The 15,806-nt window shown below is 47.3% G+C and carries 14 protein-coding genes; all 14 read left to right on the top strand.

Features of this window, described 5'->3' with window-relative positions; genetic code table 11:
* Positions 1–205: 205 nt before the first annotated feature.
* Positions 206–568 carry an Asp23/Gls24 family envelope stress response protein gene (locus BAMF_RS28915; RefSeq protein ID WP_013352224.1) on the top strand — a complete coding sequence of 121 codons (363 nt, stop codon included), beginning with the start codon at positions 206–208 and terminating at the stop codon, positions 566–568.
* A 15-nt stretch (positions 569–583) separates the two neighbouring features.
* Positions 584–2,251, top strand: a complete 1,668-nt coding sequence (locus BAMF_RS28920; RefSeq protein ID WP_013352225.1) for a DAK2 domain-containing protein — start codon at positions 584–586, stop codon at positions 2,249–2,251.
* A gap of 142 nt (positions 2,252–2,393) precedes the next feature.
* Positions 2,394–3,056: an L-serine ammonia-lyase, iron-sulfur-dependent subunit beta gene (gene sdaAB / locus BAMF_RS28925; RefSeq protein ID WP_013352226.1), complete on the top strand. Its 663-nt coding sequence runs from the start codon at positions 2,394–2,396 to the stop codon at positions 3,054–3,056.
* A 20-nt stretch (positions 3,057–3,076) separates the two neighbouring features.
* Positions 3,077–3,979 carry an L-serine ammonia-lyase, iron-sulfur-dependent, subunit alpha gene (gene sdaAA / locus BAMF_RS28930; RefSeq protein WP_013352227.1) on the top strand — a complete coding sequence of 301 codons (903 nt, stop codon included), beginning with the start codon at positions 3,077–3,079 and terminating at the stop codon, positions 3,977–3,979.
* A complete protein-coding gene (gene recG / locus BAMF_RS28935) occupies positions 3,957–6,005 on the top strand; it encodes an ATP-dependent DNA helicase RecG (RefSeq protein ID WP_013352228.1) in 2,049 nt (682 codons plus the stop codon). The genes sdaAA and recG overlap by 23 nt, the downstream gene beginning before the upstream one ends.
* Positions 6,006–6,111: 106 nt before the next feature.
* Entirely contained in the window at positions 6,112–6,678 is a 567-nt protein-coding gene (gene fapR, locus BAMF_RS28940; protein WP_013352229.1) for a transcription factor FapR, read from the top strand.
* 13 nt (positions 6,679–6,691) lie between these two features.
* Positions 6,692–7,690, top strand: coding sequence for a phosphate acyltransferase PlsX (gene plsX, locus BAMF_RS28945; RefSeq protein WP_013352230.1), 999 nt, complete (start codon positions 6,692–6,694; stop codon positions 7,688–7,690).
* 18 nt (positions 7,691–7,708) lie between these two features.
* Entirely contained in the window at positions 7,709–8,662 is a 954-nt protein-coding gene (gene fabD / locus BAMF_RS28950; protein WP_013352231.1) for an ACP S-malonyltransferase, read from the top strand.
* Positions 8,655–9,395, top strand: coding sequence for a 3-oxoacyl-[acyl-carrier-protein] reductase (gene fabG / locus BAMF_RS28955; protein ID WP_013352232.1), 741 nt, complete (start codon positions 8,655–8,657; stop codon positions 9,393–9,395). The genes fabD and fabG overlap by 8 nt, the downstream gene beginning before the upstream one ends.
* Before the next feature lie 84 nt (positions 9,396–9,479).
* Complete coding sequence (gene acpP / locus BAMF_RS28960; protein ID WP_003154310.1) at positions 9,480–9,713, top strand: acyl carrier protein; 234 nt, start codon at positions 9,480–9,482, stop codon at positions 9,711–9,713.
* Between the two features lie 138 nt (positions 9,714–9,851).
* Positions 9,852–10,601 (top strand): ribonuclease III, encoded by a 750-nt coding sequence (rncS, locus tag BAMF_RS28965; RefSeq protein WP_013352233.1) that lies wholly within the window; start codon positions 9,852–9,854, stop codon positions 10,599–10,601.
* A 101-nt stretch (positions 10,602–10,702) separates the two neighbouring features.
* Positions 10,703–14,263 carry a chromosome segregation protein SMC gene (gene smc, locus BAMF_RS28970; RefSeq protein WP_013352234.1) on the top strand — a complete coding sequence of 1,187 codons (3,561 nt, stop codon included), beginning with the start codon at positions 10,703–10,705 and terminating at the stop codon, positions 14,261–14,263.
* 19 nt (positions 14,264–14,282) lie between these two features.
* On the top strand, positions 14,283–15,272 hold the full coding sequence (ftsY, locus tag BAMF_RS28975) for a signal recognition particle-docking protein FtsY (protein WP_013352235.1): 990 nt from the start codon (positions 14,283–14,285) through the stop codon (positions 15,270–15,272).
* Between the two features lie 188 nt (positions 15,273–15,460).
* On the top strand, positions 15,461–15,793 hold the full coding sequence (locus BAMF_RS28980; protein WP_003154299.1) for a putative DNA-binding protein: 333 nt from the start codon (positions 15,461–15,463) through the stop codon (positions 15,791–15,793).
* Positions 15,794–15,806 lie beyond the last annotated feature (13 nt).

A 15,806-nucleotide genomic window follows, 5' to 3' on the forward strand; every position in this document is an offset into this window, starting at 1 on the left:
TTTCGTTATACAATACTTTAAATAATTTACCACAGCTAAAAACCGTTTGCAACTATTGTTTCCCTTACTTTCAAGAAAAATCACTTGACATGTAAAACCAATCACATCTCCCGCGCTGAAGCGCCGCTTCTGTATCTTTTCTTTTCATAATGGGATACATATAGTAGAATAATGATAACTCTATGCACCTGAAGGAGGAACCTGTGTGTCCATTGAAATGAAGACAAAATACGGACAGATTGATATATCCAACGAAGTCATCGCAATGGTTGCCGGAGGCGCTGCCATTGACTGTTACGGAATAGTGGGGATGGCCTCCAAAAACCAGATTAAAGACGGTTTGTCTGAAATCCTCCGGAAAGAGAACTTCGCAAGAGGCGTACATGTCCGTCAGGAATCAGAACAAATACATATCGACATGTACATTATTGTCAGCTACGGCACTAAAATATCCGAAGTAGCTCACAATGTTCAGACGAAGGTAAAATACACAGTAAATCAAACAATCGGACTTGCAGTTGATTCTGTAAATATTTATGTCCAAGGCGTACGAGTAACGAACCCGTAGTGAGGAGGATGAGTATTGTCTAGACGAAACTTAGATGGGAGAGCTTTTGCGGCAATGATTCTGGCGGGGGCTGAGACATTGTCTCAAAACGCATCCGCGGTGGATGCGCTGAATGTGTTTCCCGTGCCGGACGGCGATACCGGAACAAACATGAATTTATCGATGTCATCAGGTGCAAGAGAGGTAGAGCACCTTGACTCACCTGACATCGGCAAAGTCGGCATCGCCCTGTCAAAAGGCCTGCTTATGGGAGCGAGAGGAAACTCAGGGGTGATCTTGTCCCAATTATTCAGAGGCTTCACAAAGAGCATTGAAAACAAAAAAGAAATAAACGCCCAAGAATTTGCCGCTGCACTCCAAGCGGGAGTGGATATGGCATATAAGGCGGTCATGAAACCGGTTGAAGGAACGATTTTAACCGTGGCGAAGGATGCGGCTAAAAAAGCGGTCGCCTCGGCCAAAGAAGAAACCGATATCATTGCGGTCATGGAGACTGTTATTGAAGAAGCGGAAGCGTCGCTGAACCGCACGCCGGACCTGCTGCCTGTTTTAAAGGACGTCGGTGTCGTTGACAGCGGCGGAAAAGGTCTGCTTTGTGTATATGAAGGCTTTTTGGCCTCCTTAAAAGGAGAGTCCGTACCGAAAAAAGCGGTTCTTCCGGCTCTGGATGATATGGTGAATGCCGAGCATCATAAAAGCGCGCAGAGCATGCTGAGTACAGAAGACATTGAATTCGGATTCTGTACGGAAGTGATGGTAAGGCTGGATCAAGATAAACGGACGTTCAAGGAAGAAACGTTCAGAAACGAACTGAGCCGTTACGGCGATTCATTGCTGGTTGTAGCTGATGATACGCTGGCGAAAGTTCACATTCATGCCGAAGAACCCGGGAACGTGCTCAATCTTGCACAGCGTTACGGCGATTTAATTAAAATCAAAATTGAAAACATGAGGGAGCAGCATACTTCCATTATCAGCCAAGAACATGATGAAAAAAAGCCGGCCGGCGTTATGAAAGAAGCCCGCAAGCCTTTTGGAATCGTGACCGTGGCAATGGGAGAAGGCATTTCTGAACTGTTTACGAGCATCGGCGCTTCACACGTAATCGAAGGCGGCCAGACAATGAATCCGAGCACGGAAGATATTGTGGAAGCCGTTCAGTCTGTCAATGCGGAAACGGTTTTCATTCTTCCGAACAATTCAAATATTGTGATGGCTGCCAATCAAGCGGCGAGTGTGGCTGAAGAAAATGTAATTGTCATTCCGGCAAAAACGGTGCCGCAAGGTATGACCGCCCTGCTTGCGTTTAACCCTGACCAGCCGGCTGATGTAAATGAAGCCAATATGCTTGAGGCCATCCGGAATGTGAAAAGCGGACAGGTGACATATTCAGTCAGAGACACCCATATTGACGGAAAGGATATTAAAAAAGGTGATTTTATCGGCATTTTAAACAGTTCGATTATCGGCAGCGCCGAAGATCGGATAAGTGCGGCGAAATTGCTGCTGGATGAAATGATCGGGGAAGAAGATGAAATCGTCACCATCCTGTACGGAGAAGACGCGCCGGAAGAAGAAGCTGAGAAACTCGCAGAATATATTACAAGCGTCTGTGAAGATATCGAGGTTGAAATCCATAACGGCAGACAGCCTCTGTACCCATATATAATTGCGGCAGAATAGAAGGGCTTATCAGGCCCTTCTATTCTTATGCCTATATTTACCTGCGGCAGTGCGGCAGTGCGCCTGCTTGCCAATTTATAAATGTTCAATTAGTCTAAAGAAAAGCGCTGAATCAAGTGATGTTAAGGAGGAACAAACCAGCATGAAATATAGAAGCGTTTTTGATATTATCGGCCCGGTAATGATCGGTCCGTCCAGTTCACATACCGCAGGCGCCGCCCGTATCGGCAGAGTGGCCAGAAGCTTATTCAGGCGGGAGCCCCGCCGGATTGTTGTGTCTTTTTACGGATCATTTGCAGAAACGTATAAGGGCCACGGCACTGATGTCGCGATTATCGGCGGCCTGCTTGATTTTGATACATTTGATGAGCGGATTAAAACAGCGATTCAAATTGCTGAAGACAAGGGCATATATATAGAGTTCCGCACAGAGGATGCTGTGCCCGTTCATCCGAATACGGCGCGTATCGTCATTTCTGATGATGAAGGGGAGCTTGCCCTTACCGGTATTTCAATCGGCGGCGGAAAAATAGAAATTACGGAGCTTAACGGTTTTGAGCTGCGTCTTTCCGGAAACCATCCGGCTATTTTAGTCGTTCATAATGATAAATTCGGCACGATTGCAGGCGTTGCCAATGTGCTTGCGAAATTCTCCATCAACGTCGGACATATGGAAGTGGCGCGCAAGGATGTCGGACAGCTTGCGCTGATGACGATTGAAGTCGATCAGAATATTGAAGAAGAAGTGCTGGACGAACTTTCAACACTTCCGAATATTATACAGGTTACTAAGATAGCTGACTAAAAAGTCAGGAGGAAAATGACATGTTTCGTAATGTAAAAGAATTAATAGAAATCACTCAAGAAAAACAGATTCCGATTTCAGAAGTAATGATCACTCAAGAGATGGAAGTGACGCAAAAAACACGGGAAGAAATCTTTCAAGGAATGGAGCGTAATCTCTCCGTCATGGAAGCTGCGGTTGAAAAAGGGCTGAAGGGTGTCACGAGCCAGACCGGTTTAACAGGCGGAGACGCCGTGAAACTTCAGGCATACATCCAATCGGGTAAAAGCCTGTCAGGCAATCTGATTTTAGACGCCGTTTCTAAAGCTGTGGCGACAAATGAAGTCAATGCGGCGATGGGAACGATCTGCGCCACGCCGACCGCCGGTTCTGCCGGGGTTGTGCCGGGAACGTTATTCGCCGTAAAGCATAAGCTGAACCCCACGACGGAACAAATGATCCGATTTCTGTTTACGGCCGGAGCGTTCGGTTTTGTCGTAGCAAATAATGCGAGTATTTCAGGAGCTGCCGGAGGCTGTCAGGCGGAAGTCGGATCAGCATCAGGTATGGCGGCCGCTGCGATTGTGGAAATGGCGGGCGGAACGCCTCAGCAATCAGCAGAAGCAATGGCGATTACGCTTAAAAATATGCTCGGTCTCGTATGTGATCCGGTCGCCGGCTTGGTAGAAGTGCCGTGTGTCAAACGAAACGCAATGGGAGCATCCAACGCAATGATCGCGGCAGATATGGCGCTGGCCGGAATTACAAGCCGAATTCCTTGCGATGAAGTAATTGACGCGATGTACAAAATCGGCCAGACGATGCCGACAGCATTGCGTGAAACGGGACAAGGCGGTTTAGCCGCGACACCGACGGGAAGAGAATTAGAGAAGAAAATTTTCGGAGGAGCGCTGAAATCAAGTGAAACACCATCAGCAAACTAGTATAGCGGAGATTAAGGGCATTGGGCCGGAAACAGAAAAAACATTGCAAGAATTGGGTATCTATGACATTTCTGATCTTCTGAATTATTTCCCTTACCGTTATGATGACTATGAGCTGAGGGATTTGGAAGAAGTTAAACATGAAGAAAGAGTTACAGTAGAAGGGAAGGTTCATTCAGAACCTTCTCTTACCTATTACGGCAAAAAACGAAACAGGCTGACATTCAGGGTGCTTGTCGGCAATTATTTAATTACCGCGGTCTGCTTTAACCGTCCGTACTTAAAAAAGAAACTGACGCTCGGTTCTGTCGTCACGATATCCGGGAAATGGGATAAACACAGGCAGACCATTTCTGTGCAGGAATTAAAAAACGGGCCTCATCAAGAAGATAAAAGCATTGAGCCTGTTTATTCCGTTAAAGAAAACGTCACCGTTAAAATGATGAGGCGGTTTATTAAGGAAGCTTTGAAGCACCATTTGGACAATATTGCCGATCCGCTTCCTGAAAAATTGAGAATCAGTTACAAGCTGCCTGATTACAAACAAGCCCTGCAGACGATGCACCAGCCGGAAACGAGGGAATCGTTACAGCAGGCAAGACGCAGGTTTGTTTACGAAGAATTCTTATTATTTCAGCTGAAAATGCAGGCGTTCCGTAAAGCGGAAAGAGAACAGTCAAAAGGCATCAGCCATGTGTTTCCGGCTGAAAAGCTCGCCGCTTTTACAGCCAGCCTTCCGTTTTCGCTCACGAACGCACAGATGCGCGTGCTCCGTGAAATTACCGCTGATTTGACATCTCCTTACCGTATGAACCGTCTGCTGCAAGGCGATGTCGGGTCAGGGAAAACGGCCGTCGCCGCCATCGCTTTGTACGCTGCGATCCTGTCGGGGTATCAGGGGGCTTTAATGGTGCCGACTGAAATTCTGGCCGAACAGCATGCCGACTCTCTCGTATCGTTATTTGCAAATGAAGATGTGAACATCGCGCTTTTGACGAGTTCTGTTAAAGGAAAGCGGCGCAGAGAGCTTTTGGAGCGGCTTGCTCTCGGAGAAATTGATATTTTAGTAGGGACCCATGCTTTAATCCAGGATGAAGTGGAATTTAAAGCGCTGAGCCTTGTCATTACGGACGAGCAGCATCGGTTCGGGGTCGACCAGCGCAAAAAACTCAGGAATAAAGGCCAGGACCCGGATGTGCTGTTTATGACAGCCACCCCGATACCGAGAACATTAGCCATTACCGTCTTCGGAGAAATGGATGTTTCCGTTATAGATGAAATGCCCGCGGGACGAAAACAAATCGAAACGTATTGGGTGAAACACGACATGCTGGAGCGGATTTTGGCTTTTATTGAAAAAGAGCTGAAGCAGGGAAGGCAGGCCTATATTATCTGCCCGCTCATTGAAGAGTCGGATAAGCTGGATGTTCAGAATGCGATTGACGTATATAACATGCTGTCTGAGGTTTACCGCGGCAAATGGAATGTCGGTCTGATGCACGGGAAGCTCCATTCTGATGAAAAAGATCAGGTGATGAGAGAATTCAGCGCCAATCAATGTCAGGTTCTTGTGTCAACAACTGTCGTAGAAGTCGGGGTGAACGTGCCGAATGCGACGATTATGGTCATCTATGACGCCGACCGTTTCGGGCTGTCTCAGCTCCATCAGCTCCGCGGCCGGGTCGGACGGGGAGACCATCAGTCTTTCTGCATCTTGATGGCCGATCCGAAATCCGAAACCGGGAAAGAACGGATGAGAATCATGTCGGAGACAAACGACGGCTTTGAACTGTCTGAAAAGGACCTTGAGCTGCGCGGTCCCGGCGATTTCTTCGGGAAAAAACAGAGCGGTATGCCCGAGTTCAAGGTGGCGGATATGGTTCATGACTACAGAGCTTTGGAAACGGCCCGCCAGGATGCGGCCAATCTGGTGTCATCAGAGGCTTTTTGGAAAGATGACGAGTACCGCATGCTCCGCGCTCAACTGCTCTCAAGCGGTGTCTTAGAAGGGGAGAAATTAAGCTGATTCTGCAAAATTGGGCGGCTTTCAAAAAACAATCATTGCATTCCAATCTATGAAATTATATACTACTATTAGTACCTAGTCTTAATTGTCCGGATGGTGTTTACAGATGAGAAGAAGCAAGAAAGAACGCCAAAAATTATTGCAGCAGACGATCAAATCGACACCCTTCATCACAGATGAAGAATTAGCGGGGAATTTCGGCGTCAGCATTCAGACGATCCGCTTAGACCGCTTGGAGCTCTCAATACCGGAGCTGAGAGAAAGAATTAAAAACGTGGCAGAACAAACGCTTGATGATGAAGTGAAATCACTGTCGTTAGATGAAGTGATCGGTGAAATCATTGATCTGGAGCTTGACGGCCAGGCCATTTCTATATTAGAAGTAAGACGCGAACATGTTTTCAGCCGCAATCAAATTGCGCGGGGGCATCATTTGTTTGCGCAGGCGAACTCACTCGCCGTAGCCGTCATTGATGATGAGCTGGCGCTGACCGCAAGCGCAAATATCCGCTTTACAAGACAGGTGAAAGAAGGCGAGCGCGTCGTTGCGAAAGCCAAAGTGACGGCAGTCGAAAAAGAAAAAGGCAGAACGGTAGTTGAAGTCAACAGCTATGTGGGAGAAGAAGTCGTGTTCTCCGGCATCTTTGACATGTACCGTTCAAAACAATCATAAAGGTGGAGCATGCATGAGAATAGCTGTAGATGCAATGGGAGGAGACAACGCACCCAAAGCTGTTATTGACGGAGTAATGAAGAGTATTGAGGCTTTTGACGATATTCATATTACGCTGGTCGGTGACAAGACAACGATAGAATCACACTTGCCAACAACATCAGACCGCATCACCGTATTGCACGCCGATGAAGTGATTGAACCGACGGATGAACCGGTCCGCGCCGTACGCAGAAAGAAAAACTCTTCTATGGTGCTGATGGCGCAGGAAGTGGCTGAAAACAGAGCGGACGCCTGCATCTCAGCGGGGAATACGGGCGCTCTCATGACAGCGGGACTGTTTATCGTCGGCAGAATTAAAGGAATCGACCGGCCGGCTCTTGCGCCGACGCTTCCGACCGTATCAGGGGACGGTTTCCTTCTTTTGGACGTGGGAGCCAATGTCGATGCCAAACCGGAACACCTTGTCCAGTACGGAATTATGGGATCTGTATATGCACGGCAGGTTCTCGGAATCAGCTCGCCCCGCGTCGGCTTGTTAAATGTCGGCACAGAAGAAAAGAAAGGAAACGACCTGACAAAAAAGACGTTTGAATTATTAAAAGAAACAAACGTGAATTTTGTCGGAAACGTTGAGGCGAGAGACTTGCTGGAAGGCGCTGCTGACGTCATAGTCACAGACGGCTTTACGGGCAACGTCACTCTGAAAACATTGGAAGGTTCAGCGTTATCGATTTTCAAAATGCTGAAAGATACACTGACGTCAAGCTTTGTTTCTAAGCTGGCAGCGGGAGTGCTAAAGCCGAAGCTGATGGAAATGAAACTGAAAATGGACTATTCTGAGTACGGCGGAGCGAGTCTTTTCGGACTGAAAGCGCCTGTGATTAAAGCGCACGGCTCTTCTGACGCACGCGCTGTTTACCACGCGGTGCGCCAGGCGAGAGAAATGGTGAGCCAAAACGTGGCCGCATTTATAGAAGAAGAAGTAAAAGAAGAAAAAACAGATGAGTAGTCTGGAGGTTACCGCATCATGAGTAAGATTGCATTTTTATTTCCCGGACAGGGATCACAATATATCGGTATGGGAAAAGACCTGTACGAACGTGAAGAAGCGTCAAAACGTATTTTTGATGAAGCGGATGAAACGCTTGAAACAAAGCTGAGCTCGCTCATTTTTGAAGGTGACGCTGAGGAATTAACCCTTACATACAATGCGCAGCCTGCGCTGTTGACAACAAGCATTGCCGTATTGGAAAAGTTTAAAGAATCCGGCATCACACCGGATTTCACAGCCGGACACAGTCTCGGAGAATATTCGGCGCTTGTTGCGGCGGGAGCGATGACATTTAAAGATGCCGTTTACACGGTAAGAAAACGGGGAGAATTCATGAATGAAGCCGTGCCTGCGGGAGAAGGCGCAATGGCCGCTATTCTGGGGATGGATGCGGAGTCCTTGAAAAAGGTGACGGATCAAGTGACAGAAAACGGCCATCTCGTACAGCTTGCAAACCTGAACTGTCCCGGCCAGATCGTGATTTCCGGAACGGCAAAAGGCGTGGAGCTGGCTTCAGAAGAAGCGAAGAACAACGGCGCAAAACGGGCGATCCCATTAGAAGTAAGCGGACCGTTCCATTCTGAATTAATGAAGCCCGCGGCGCAAAAACTTGAAGACGTGCTCAGTGCCTGTGATGTAAAGAATGCGGCTGTTCCCGTTATTTCAAACGTTTCGGCTGACGTCATGACAGACAAAGACGATATCAAAAAGAAACTGATCGAACAGCTGTATTCACCTGTACGCTTTGAAGAAACGATTAACAAACTGATTGACGAAGGCGTCACGACGTTTGTTGAAATTGGGCCCGGCAAAGTGCTTTCAGGCCTTGTGAAAAAAGTGAACCGCCGCCTTAAAACAATCGCGGTTTCTGACCAAGAAACCATTGAACTGGCGATTCAAACGCTGAAGGAGGAGAATCAGGATGCTTAATGAAAAAACAGCAGTGGTAACAGGAGCGTCCCGCGGAATCGGGCGGGCGATCGCGCTTGATCTTGCGAAAAACGGCTGCAACGTAGTAGTCAACTATTCCGGAAATGAAGCGAAAGCGAACGAAGTCGTAGATGAGATCAAATCTATGGGCCGAAACGCGATCGCGGTAAAAGCTGATGTATCAAATTCCGAAGAAGTACAAAACATGATGAAAGAGGCTGTCGCTGAATTTTCTTCAATCGACATTCTCGTCAACAATGCGGGGATTACAAAAGACAATCTTCTCATGAGAATGAAAGAAAATGAATGGGATGACGTCATCAACATTAACCTGAAAGGTGTTTTCAACTGCACGAAAGCCGTGACAAGACAGATGATGAAACAGCGCTCCGGCCGGATTATCAACGTATCATCAATCGTCGGCGTCAGCGGAAACCCCGGTCAGGCGAACTATGTGGCGGCCAAAGCCGGTGTGATCGGCTTGACAAAATCATCAGCCAAAGAGCTTGCAAGCCGCAATATTACGGTCAATGCGATTGCTCCGGGCTTTATTTCCACGGATATGACGGACAAGCTTTCTAAAGAAGTCCAAGATGAAATGCTGAAGCAGATTCCGCTCGCGCGTTTCGGGGAACCTTCCGATATCAGCAGCGTTGTCACGTTCCTTGCTTCTGAAGGATCGCGTTATATGACGGGCCAAACCCTTCATATTGACGGCGGAATGGTGATGTAAAGATTTGTTTTTAAAATTTCATCCTAGTTTCTCTAGTTTTTTAAAAACGAATCCACTATAATACTTGAGGGGAGGTGAATTGCTATGGCAGATACATTAGAGCGTGTAACGAAAATCATCGTAGACCGCCTTGGCGTTGATGAAGCTGACGTCAAACTTGAAGCTTCTTTCAAGGAAGACTTAGGTGCTGATTCCCTAGATGTAGTTGAGCTTGTTATGGAACTTGAAGACGAGTTTGATATGGAGATTTCTGACGAAGATGCTGAAAAGATTGCAACAGTCGGCGACGCTGTGAACTACATACAAAACCAGCAATAAGCTGATGCTAAAAGTCCCGCCTGACAGCGGGGCTTTAGCCCTTTAATCGTGCGGTTACCGGCGTCTGACGCTGTACGCGCTGCCGATTCCGTTTACGGCGGGGAGCGCGGTGAACCTGATGTGCCTATGGAGGTTACTATGTCAAAACACTCACATTTTAAAGATAAAAAAAAGTTCTATAAAAAAATAGAGCAGTTTAAAGAGTTCCAAGAACGGATTTCGGTTCATTTTCAAAACGAGAAACTTTTGTATCAAGCATTTACACATTCATCTTATGTGAATGAGCATCGGAAAAAGCCGTATGAAGACAATGAAAGGCTTGAATTTTTAGGTGACGCTGTTTTGGAACTGACGATCTCCCAATTCTTATTTGCCAAATATCCGGCCATGAGTGAAGGAGATTTGACGAAGCTGAGAGCCGCTATCGTATGCGAGCCGTCACTCGTCTCCCTTGCCCACGAATTGTCATTCGGCGATCTTGTTCTCTTGGGTAAAGGAGAAGAAATGACGGGCGGCAGAAAGCGTCCTGCGCTTTTAGCGGATGTGTTTGAAGCGTTTATCGGCGCACTGTATCTGGATCAGGGCCTTGAGCCGGTTCAGCAATTCCTGAAAGTGTACGTGTTCCCTAAAATAAACGATGGTGCTTTTTCTCATGTGATGGATTTCAAAAGCCAGCTTCAAGAATTTGTACAGCGGGACGGGAAAGGATCGCTTGAGTACAAAATTCTCAATGAAAAAGGGCCCGCCCACAACCGGGAATTCGAGGCGCTTGTCTCTCTTAAAGGTGAGGCGCTCGGTATCGGGAACGGACGTTCCAAAAAAGAAGCCGAGCAGCATGCGGCACAGGAAGCTCTTGCAAAATTGCAAAAACACCATACGAAACAATAAAATCCCCCTGTACCCCTAGGGGGATTTCAATATGTATGCGCCTGATATAAGCGGTTGATTATGATAATATTGAGATACTTATACGATAAGGAGGATCTGGGATGTTCCTCAAACGTTTAGACGTTATAGGATTTAAATCATTTGCAGAACGGATATCCGTTGACTTTGTAAAAGGCGTCACGGCCGTTGTCGGGCCAAACGGCAGCGGAAAAAGCAACATCACCGAAGCCATCCGCTGGGTGCTCGGCGAACAATCAGCCCGCTCGCTTCGGGGCGGAAAAATGGAAGATATCATTTTTGCAGGAAGTGACTCACGCAAGCGGCTGAATCTTGCCGAAGTCACTTTAACACTTGATAATGAAGATCATTTTCTCCCGATCGATTATCACGAAGTCAGCGTGACGAGACGGGTATACCGTTCCGGAGAAAGTGAATTTCTCATCAACAATCAGCAGTGCCGCCTGAAAGACATCATTGACTTATTCATGGACTCCGGGCTCGGAAAAGAAGTGTTTTCCATTATCAGCCAGGGGAAAGTCGAAGAGATTCTCAGCAGCAAAGCGGAAGACCGCCGCAGTATTTTTGAAGAAGCGGCCGGCGTGCTGAAATATAAAACAAGAAAGAAAAAAGCGGAAAACAAGCTGTTTGAGACGCAGGATAACTTAAACAGGGTGGAAGATATTCTCCACGAGCTTGAAGATCAGGTCGAACCGCTTAAAATCCAGGCATCAATCGCCAAAGACTACTTAGAAAAAAAGAAAGAGCTTGAGCATGTCGAAATCGCCCTTACCGCTTTTGATATCGAAGAACTGCATGGCAGATGGTCGGGTTTAAAAGAAAAGGTGCAGGCGGCAAAAGAAGAAGAATTGGCGGAATCATCGGCGATATCTGCTAAAGAAGCGATGATAGAAGAGACGAGAGATAAAATTCACGCGCTTGATGAATCCGTCAACGAGCTGCAGCAGGTTCTGCTCGTGACCAGTGAAGAGCTTGAAAAGCTGGAAGGCCGGAAAGAAGTGCTCAAAGAGCGCAAAAAAAACGCCGCGCAAAACCGGGAACAGCTTGAGGAATCCGTTACACATTACACGAACAAAGAAGCCGAACTGAAAGCGGACATCGAAAAACAGTCTGCCGTCTTTGATAAGCTGCGTGCGGAAGTGAAACGGTTAGATGCTCAGGTGAAAGAAAAGCAGCAGGCTCTCAGTCTGCATAATGAAAACGTAGAAGAGAAAATCGAACAATTAAAAAGCGATTACTTTGAATTGTTAAACAGCCAGGCGTCGATCCGCAACGAGCTGCAGCTTTTAGATGACCAGATGTCCCAATCTGCCGTTCAGCAGGCGAGACTGACCGCAAACAATGAAAAATATCTTCAGGAACGAAATGATATTTCCGTCCGCAAAGCGGCGTGCGAAGAAGAATTGGCCGCCGTTGAAGCGGACATTCACAATCAGGTCGGCCGCTACCGCGAAGTCCAGACCGCATATGAACAGAAAAAACGCCAGTATGAAAAGAAAGAATCAGCGCTGTATCAAGCGTATCAATTTGTACAGCAGGCCAGATCCAAAAAAGATATGCTTGAAACGATGCAGGGCGATTTTTCAGGGTTTTACCAAGGTGTAAAAGAAGTGCTGAAACAGAAAGAGCAGCTTGGCGGCATCCGCGGCGCCGTTCTCGAACTGATTTCCACCGAACAAAAATATGAAACGGCGATCGAAATTGCACTCGGCGCAGCGGCGCAGCACGTTGTCACAGACGATGAGCAGGCGGCGCGGAAAGCGATTCAATATTTAAAACAGAATTCCTTCGGCCGCGCGACGTTCCTGCCGCTTACGGTCATGAAGCCGCGCCAGCTCCAAACCTGTGATGAACAGACGGCTTCGAAGCATCCTTCTTTTCTCGGCACAGCGAGCGGGCTTGTCACGTATGATGCGGCATATCGAAATGTCATTCAAAACCTTCTCGGCACCGTGCTGATCACTGAAGATTTAAAAGGCGCGAATGAACTGGCCAAGCTTCTCGGTCACCGCTACCGCATCGTGACGCTTGAGGGCGATGTCGTTAATCCGGGCGGATCAATGACGGGCGGCGCAGTCAAAAAGAAAAACAATTCTCTGCTCGGCAGAAGCCGGGAGCTTGAGACGGTAACTGCGCGGCTTGCTGAAATGGAAGAAAAAACAGCTCTGCTTGAAAAAGAGGTCAAAACACTGAAACAGGCTATTCAAGAGCTTGAACATACGCTGAGCAGTCTCCGGGAAGACGGTGAAGCTTTCAGAACAAAGCAGCAGGATGTAAAAGGCAGGCTGTATGAACTCGAAGTCGCTGAAAAGAACATCAATACCCACCTGGAGCTTTACGATCAGGAGAAAGCATCACTAACGGAAAGCAGCCGGGACAAAGAGACGCGTAAATCAGCGCTGGAAGAACAGCTGAGTGAGGCATCAGGCCAGCTGAAAGAACTTGAGGAAGAGATGGACAGGCTGACAAAACAAAAGCAGACCCTATCCTCAACAAAAGAAACGCTCTCTCATGAACTGACAGAATGTAAAATTGCCGCAGCGAAAAAAGAACAGGCGTGCTCGAGTGAAGAAGACAATCTCAAGAGGCTGAGAAAAGAGCTTGAAGAAACGCAGCTCGCTCTGAAAGAAACACGGGAAGATTTAAGCCTGCTGACCTCAGAGATGACGTCCAGCACAAGCGGCGAGGAGCAGCTTGAAGAAGCGGCTCAACACAAGCTTCACGATAAAACGAGAACGATCGAATTGATTGCCAGCCGGCGCGACCAGCGCGTAAAGCTCCAGCGGGCTCTTGATACGAATGAGCTTGAGCTGAAAGAGATGAAGCGGCTGTACAAGCAAAAAACAGAAATTCTGAAAGATGAAGAGGTAAAACTCGGCCGGATGGAAGTTGAGCTTGATAATCTGCTGCAATATTTACGCGAGGAGTACAGCTTATCTTTTGAAGGGGCAAAAGAAAAATATCAGCTCGAAATCGAGCCTGAAGAGGCGAGAAAACGGGTCAAACTGATCAAACTTTCAATTGAAGAGCTTGGCGCGGTCAATCTCGGCAGCATCGATGAATTTGAAAGAGTGAACGAACGGTATCAGTTTTTAACAGAGCAGAAAAATGATCTGACGGAAGCGAAAAATACACTGTTTCAAGTCATTGAAGAAATGGATTCTGAAATGTCGAAGCGATTCCATGAAACGTTTATACAGATCCGTTCGCAATTCAACGACGTGTTCCGTTCCCTGTTCGGAGGAGGACGAGCTGAATTGAAGCTGACCGAACCGAATGACCTTCTCAACTCCGGCGTGGACATTATCGCGCAGCCTCCGGGCAAAAAACTGCAAAACTTAAATCTTTTGTCAGGGGGAGAACGGGCGCTGACGGCCATTGCCCTTTTATTCTCCATTTTGAAAGTAAGGCCAGTGCCGTTCTGCGTGCTTGATGAAGTGGAAGCTGCGCTTGATGAAGCCAATGTATTCAGGTTTGCGCAATACTTAAAAAAATACAGCGGCGACAGCCAGTTTATCGTCATCACCCACAGAAAAGGCACCATGGAGGAAGCGGATGTCCTTTACGGTGTTACAATGCAGGAATCCGGCGTTTCCCGAATGGTGTCGGTCAAACTGGAAGAAACAAAAGAATTCGTTCAGTAACGAGGAAAGAGGTTGAAAGATGAGCTTTTTTAAAAAATTAAAAGAGAAAATCACGAAACAGACAGACTCCGTCTCTGAAAAATTTAAAGATGGCCTTGAAAAAACAAGAAATTCCTTCTCAAATAGAGTGAACGAACTCGTCTCCCGCTACCGAAAAGTCGACGAAGATTTCTTCGAAGAGCTTGAGGAAGTCCTGATTGGCGCTGACGTCGGTTTTACAACGGTCATGGAGCTGATTGACGAGCTCAAAAAAGAAGTGAAGCTGAAAAACATCCAGGACCCTCAGGAAGTGCAGTCCGTCATTTCTGAAAAACTCGTCGAAATTTATAACAGCGGCAACGAAGAGATTTCTGAATTGAATATTCAGGACGGGCGCTTAAACGTTATTCTGCTTGTCGGCGTAAACGGCGTCGGAAAAACGACAACGATCGGAAAACTTGCCCATAAGCTGAAGAATGAAGGTAAATCCGTTGTGCTTGCTGCCGGAGACACCTTCAGAGCCGGAGCGATTGAACAGCTTGAAGTGTGGGGAGAGCGTACAGGCGTGCCTGTCATTAAGCAGGCTGCCGGAAGCGACCCTGCGGCGGTTATTTACGATGCCGTACACGCGGCTAAAGCAAGAGGCGCGGATGTGCTGATTTGTGATACGGCCGGCCGCCTTCAGAATAAAGTAAACTTAATGAAAGAGCTTGAAAAGGTCAAACGCGTCATCGAACGCGAAGTGCCTGAGGCTCCGCATGAGGTTCTGCTCGCGCTCGACGCGACGACTGGCCAGAACGCGATGGCGCAGGCGAAAGAATTCTCCAAAGCGACGAATGTGACGGGTATCGCGTTAACGAAGCTTGACGGCACCGCAAAAGGCGGAATTGTTTTGGCGATCCGCAATGAGCTTCATATTCCCGTGAAACTGGTCGGCCTCGGAGAAAAGGTTGACGATCTGCAGCGGTTTGATGCAGAATCTTACGTATACGGTCTCTTTTCGGATTTAGTTGAAAAAGCGGAAGAATAGACAGTCTGTTTCAGCCGGGCGCAAAAAAGCGCTCCGGCTGTTCGCTTATAAAAGCGGCGGAAAACACCAGCAAACTGACAGGGCGAATACCTGCATTCATTGACAAGATAAAAACTTGACAGACGCTCTGAAACCATGTAAACTATGTTTTTGTAAAGGGATTTGACTTAACAAAGGGGAGAGCTCAAATGTCGCTCGAAAAAACGACGAGAATGAACTATTTGTTTGACTTCTATCAGTCGTTGCTGACGTCAAAACAAAAGAGCTATATGTCGCTTTATTATCTGGACGATTTCTCCCTTGGTGAAATAGCCGAAGAGTATGACGTTTCAAGGCAAGCCGTTTATGATAACATCAAACGGACAGAAGCGATGCTTGAACAATATGAAGAAAAACTGCTCCTTTTTAAAAAGTTTCAGGAGCGTAAAGAAATGTTTACAAAGCTGAAAGAGCTTGCTTCCGGCTTGCAGGAAGAAGAAAAAATGACGGCTCTGATTGAAGCGCTTGAGAAATTAGATTAGGAGGCGGCAAACA

Source organism: Bacillus amyloliquefaciens DSM 7 = ATCC 23350, assembly GCF_000196735.1.
Lineage (GTDB): Bacteria > Bacillota > Bacilli > Bacillales > Bacillaceae > Bacillus > Bacillus amyloliquefaciens.

What these genes read in the sequence shown, in the direction of transcription:
- plsX (WP_013352230.1), top strand. Translation starts at nt 6,692, where the DNA reads ATGAGAATAGCTGTAGATGCAATGGGAGGAGACAACGCACCCAAAGCT.
- fabD (WP_013352231.1), top strand. Translation starts at nt 7,709, where the DNA reads ATGAGTAAGATTGCATTTTTATTTCCCGGACAGGGATCACAATATATC.
- fabG (WP_013352232.1), top strand. Translation starts at nt 8,655, where the DNA reads ATGCTTAATGAAAAAACAGCAGTGGTAACAGGAGCGTCCCGCGGAATC.
- acpP (WP_003154310.1), top strand. Translation starts at nt 9,480, where the DNA reads ATGGCAGATACATTAGAGCGTGTAACGAAAATCATCGTAGACCGCCTT.
- BAMF_RS28980 (WP_003154299.1), top strand. Translation starts at nt 15,461, where the DNA reads ATGTCGCTCGAAAAAACGACGAGAATGAACTATTTGTTTGACTTCTAT.
- smc (WP_013352234.1), top strand. Translation starts at nt 10,703, where the DNA reads ATGTTCCTCAAACGTTTAGACGTTATAGGATTTAAATCATTTGCAGAA.
- fapR (WP_013352229.1), top strand. Translation starts at nt 6,112, where the DNA reads ATGAGAAGAAGCAAGAAAGAACGCCAAAAATTATTGCAGCAGACGATC.
- ftsY (WP_013352235.1), top strand. Translation starts at nt 14,283, where the DNA reads ATGAGCTTTTTTAAAAAATTAAAAGAGAAAATCACGAAACAGACAGAC.
- rncS (WP_013352233.1), top strand. Translation starts at nt 9,852, where the DNA reads ATGTCAAAACACTCACATTTTAAAGATAAAAAAAAGTTCTATAAAAAA.
- sdaAB (WP_013352226.1), top strand. Translation starts at nt 2,394, where the DNA reads ATGAAATATAGAAGCGTTTTTGATATTATCGGCCCGGTAATGATCGGT.
- sdaAA (WP_013352227.1), top strand. Translation starts at nt 3,077, where the DNA reads ATGTTTCGTAATGTAAAAGAATTAATAGAAATCACTCAAGAAAAACAG.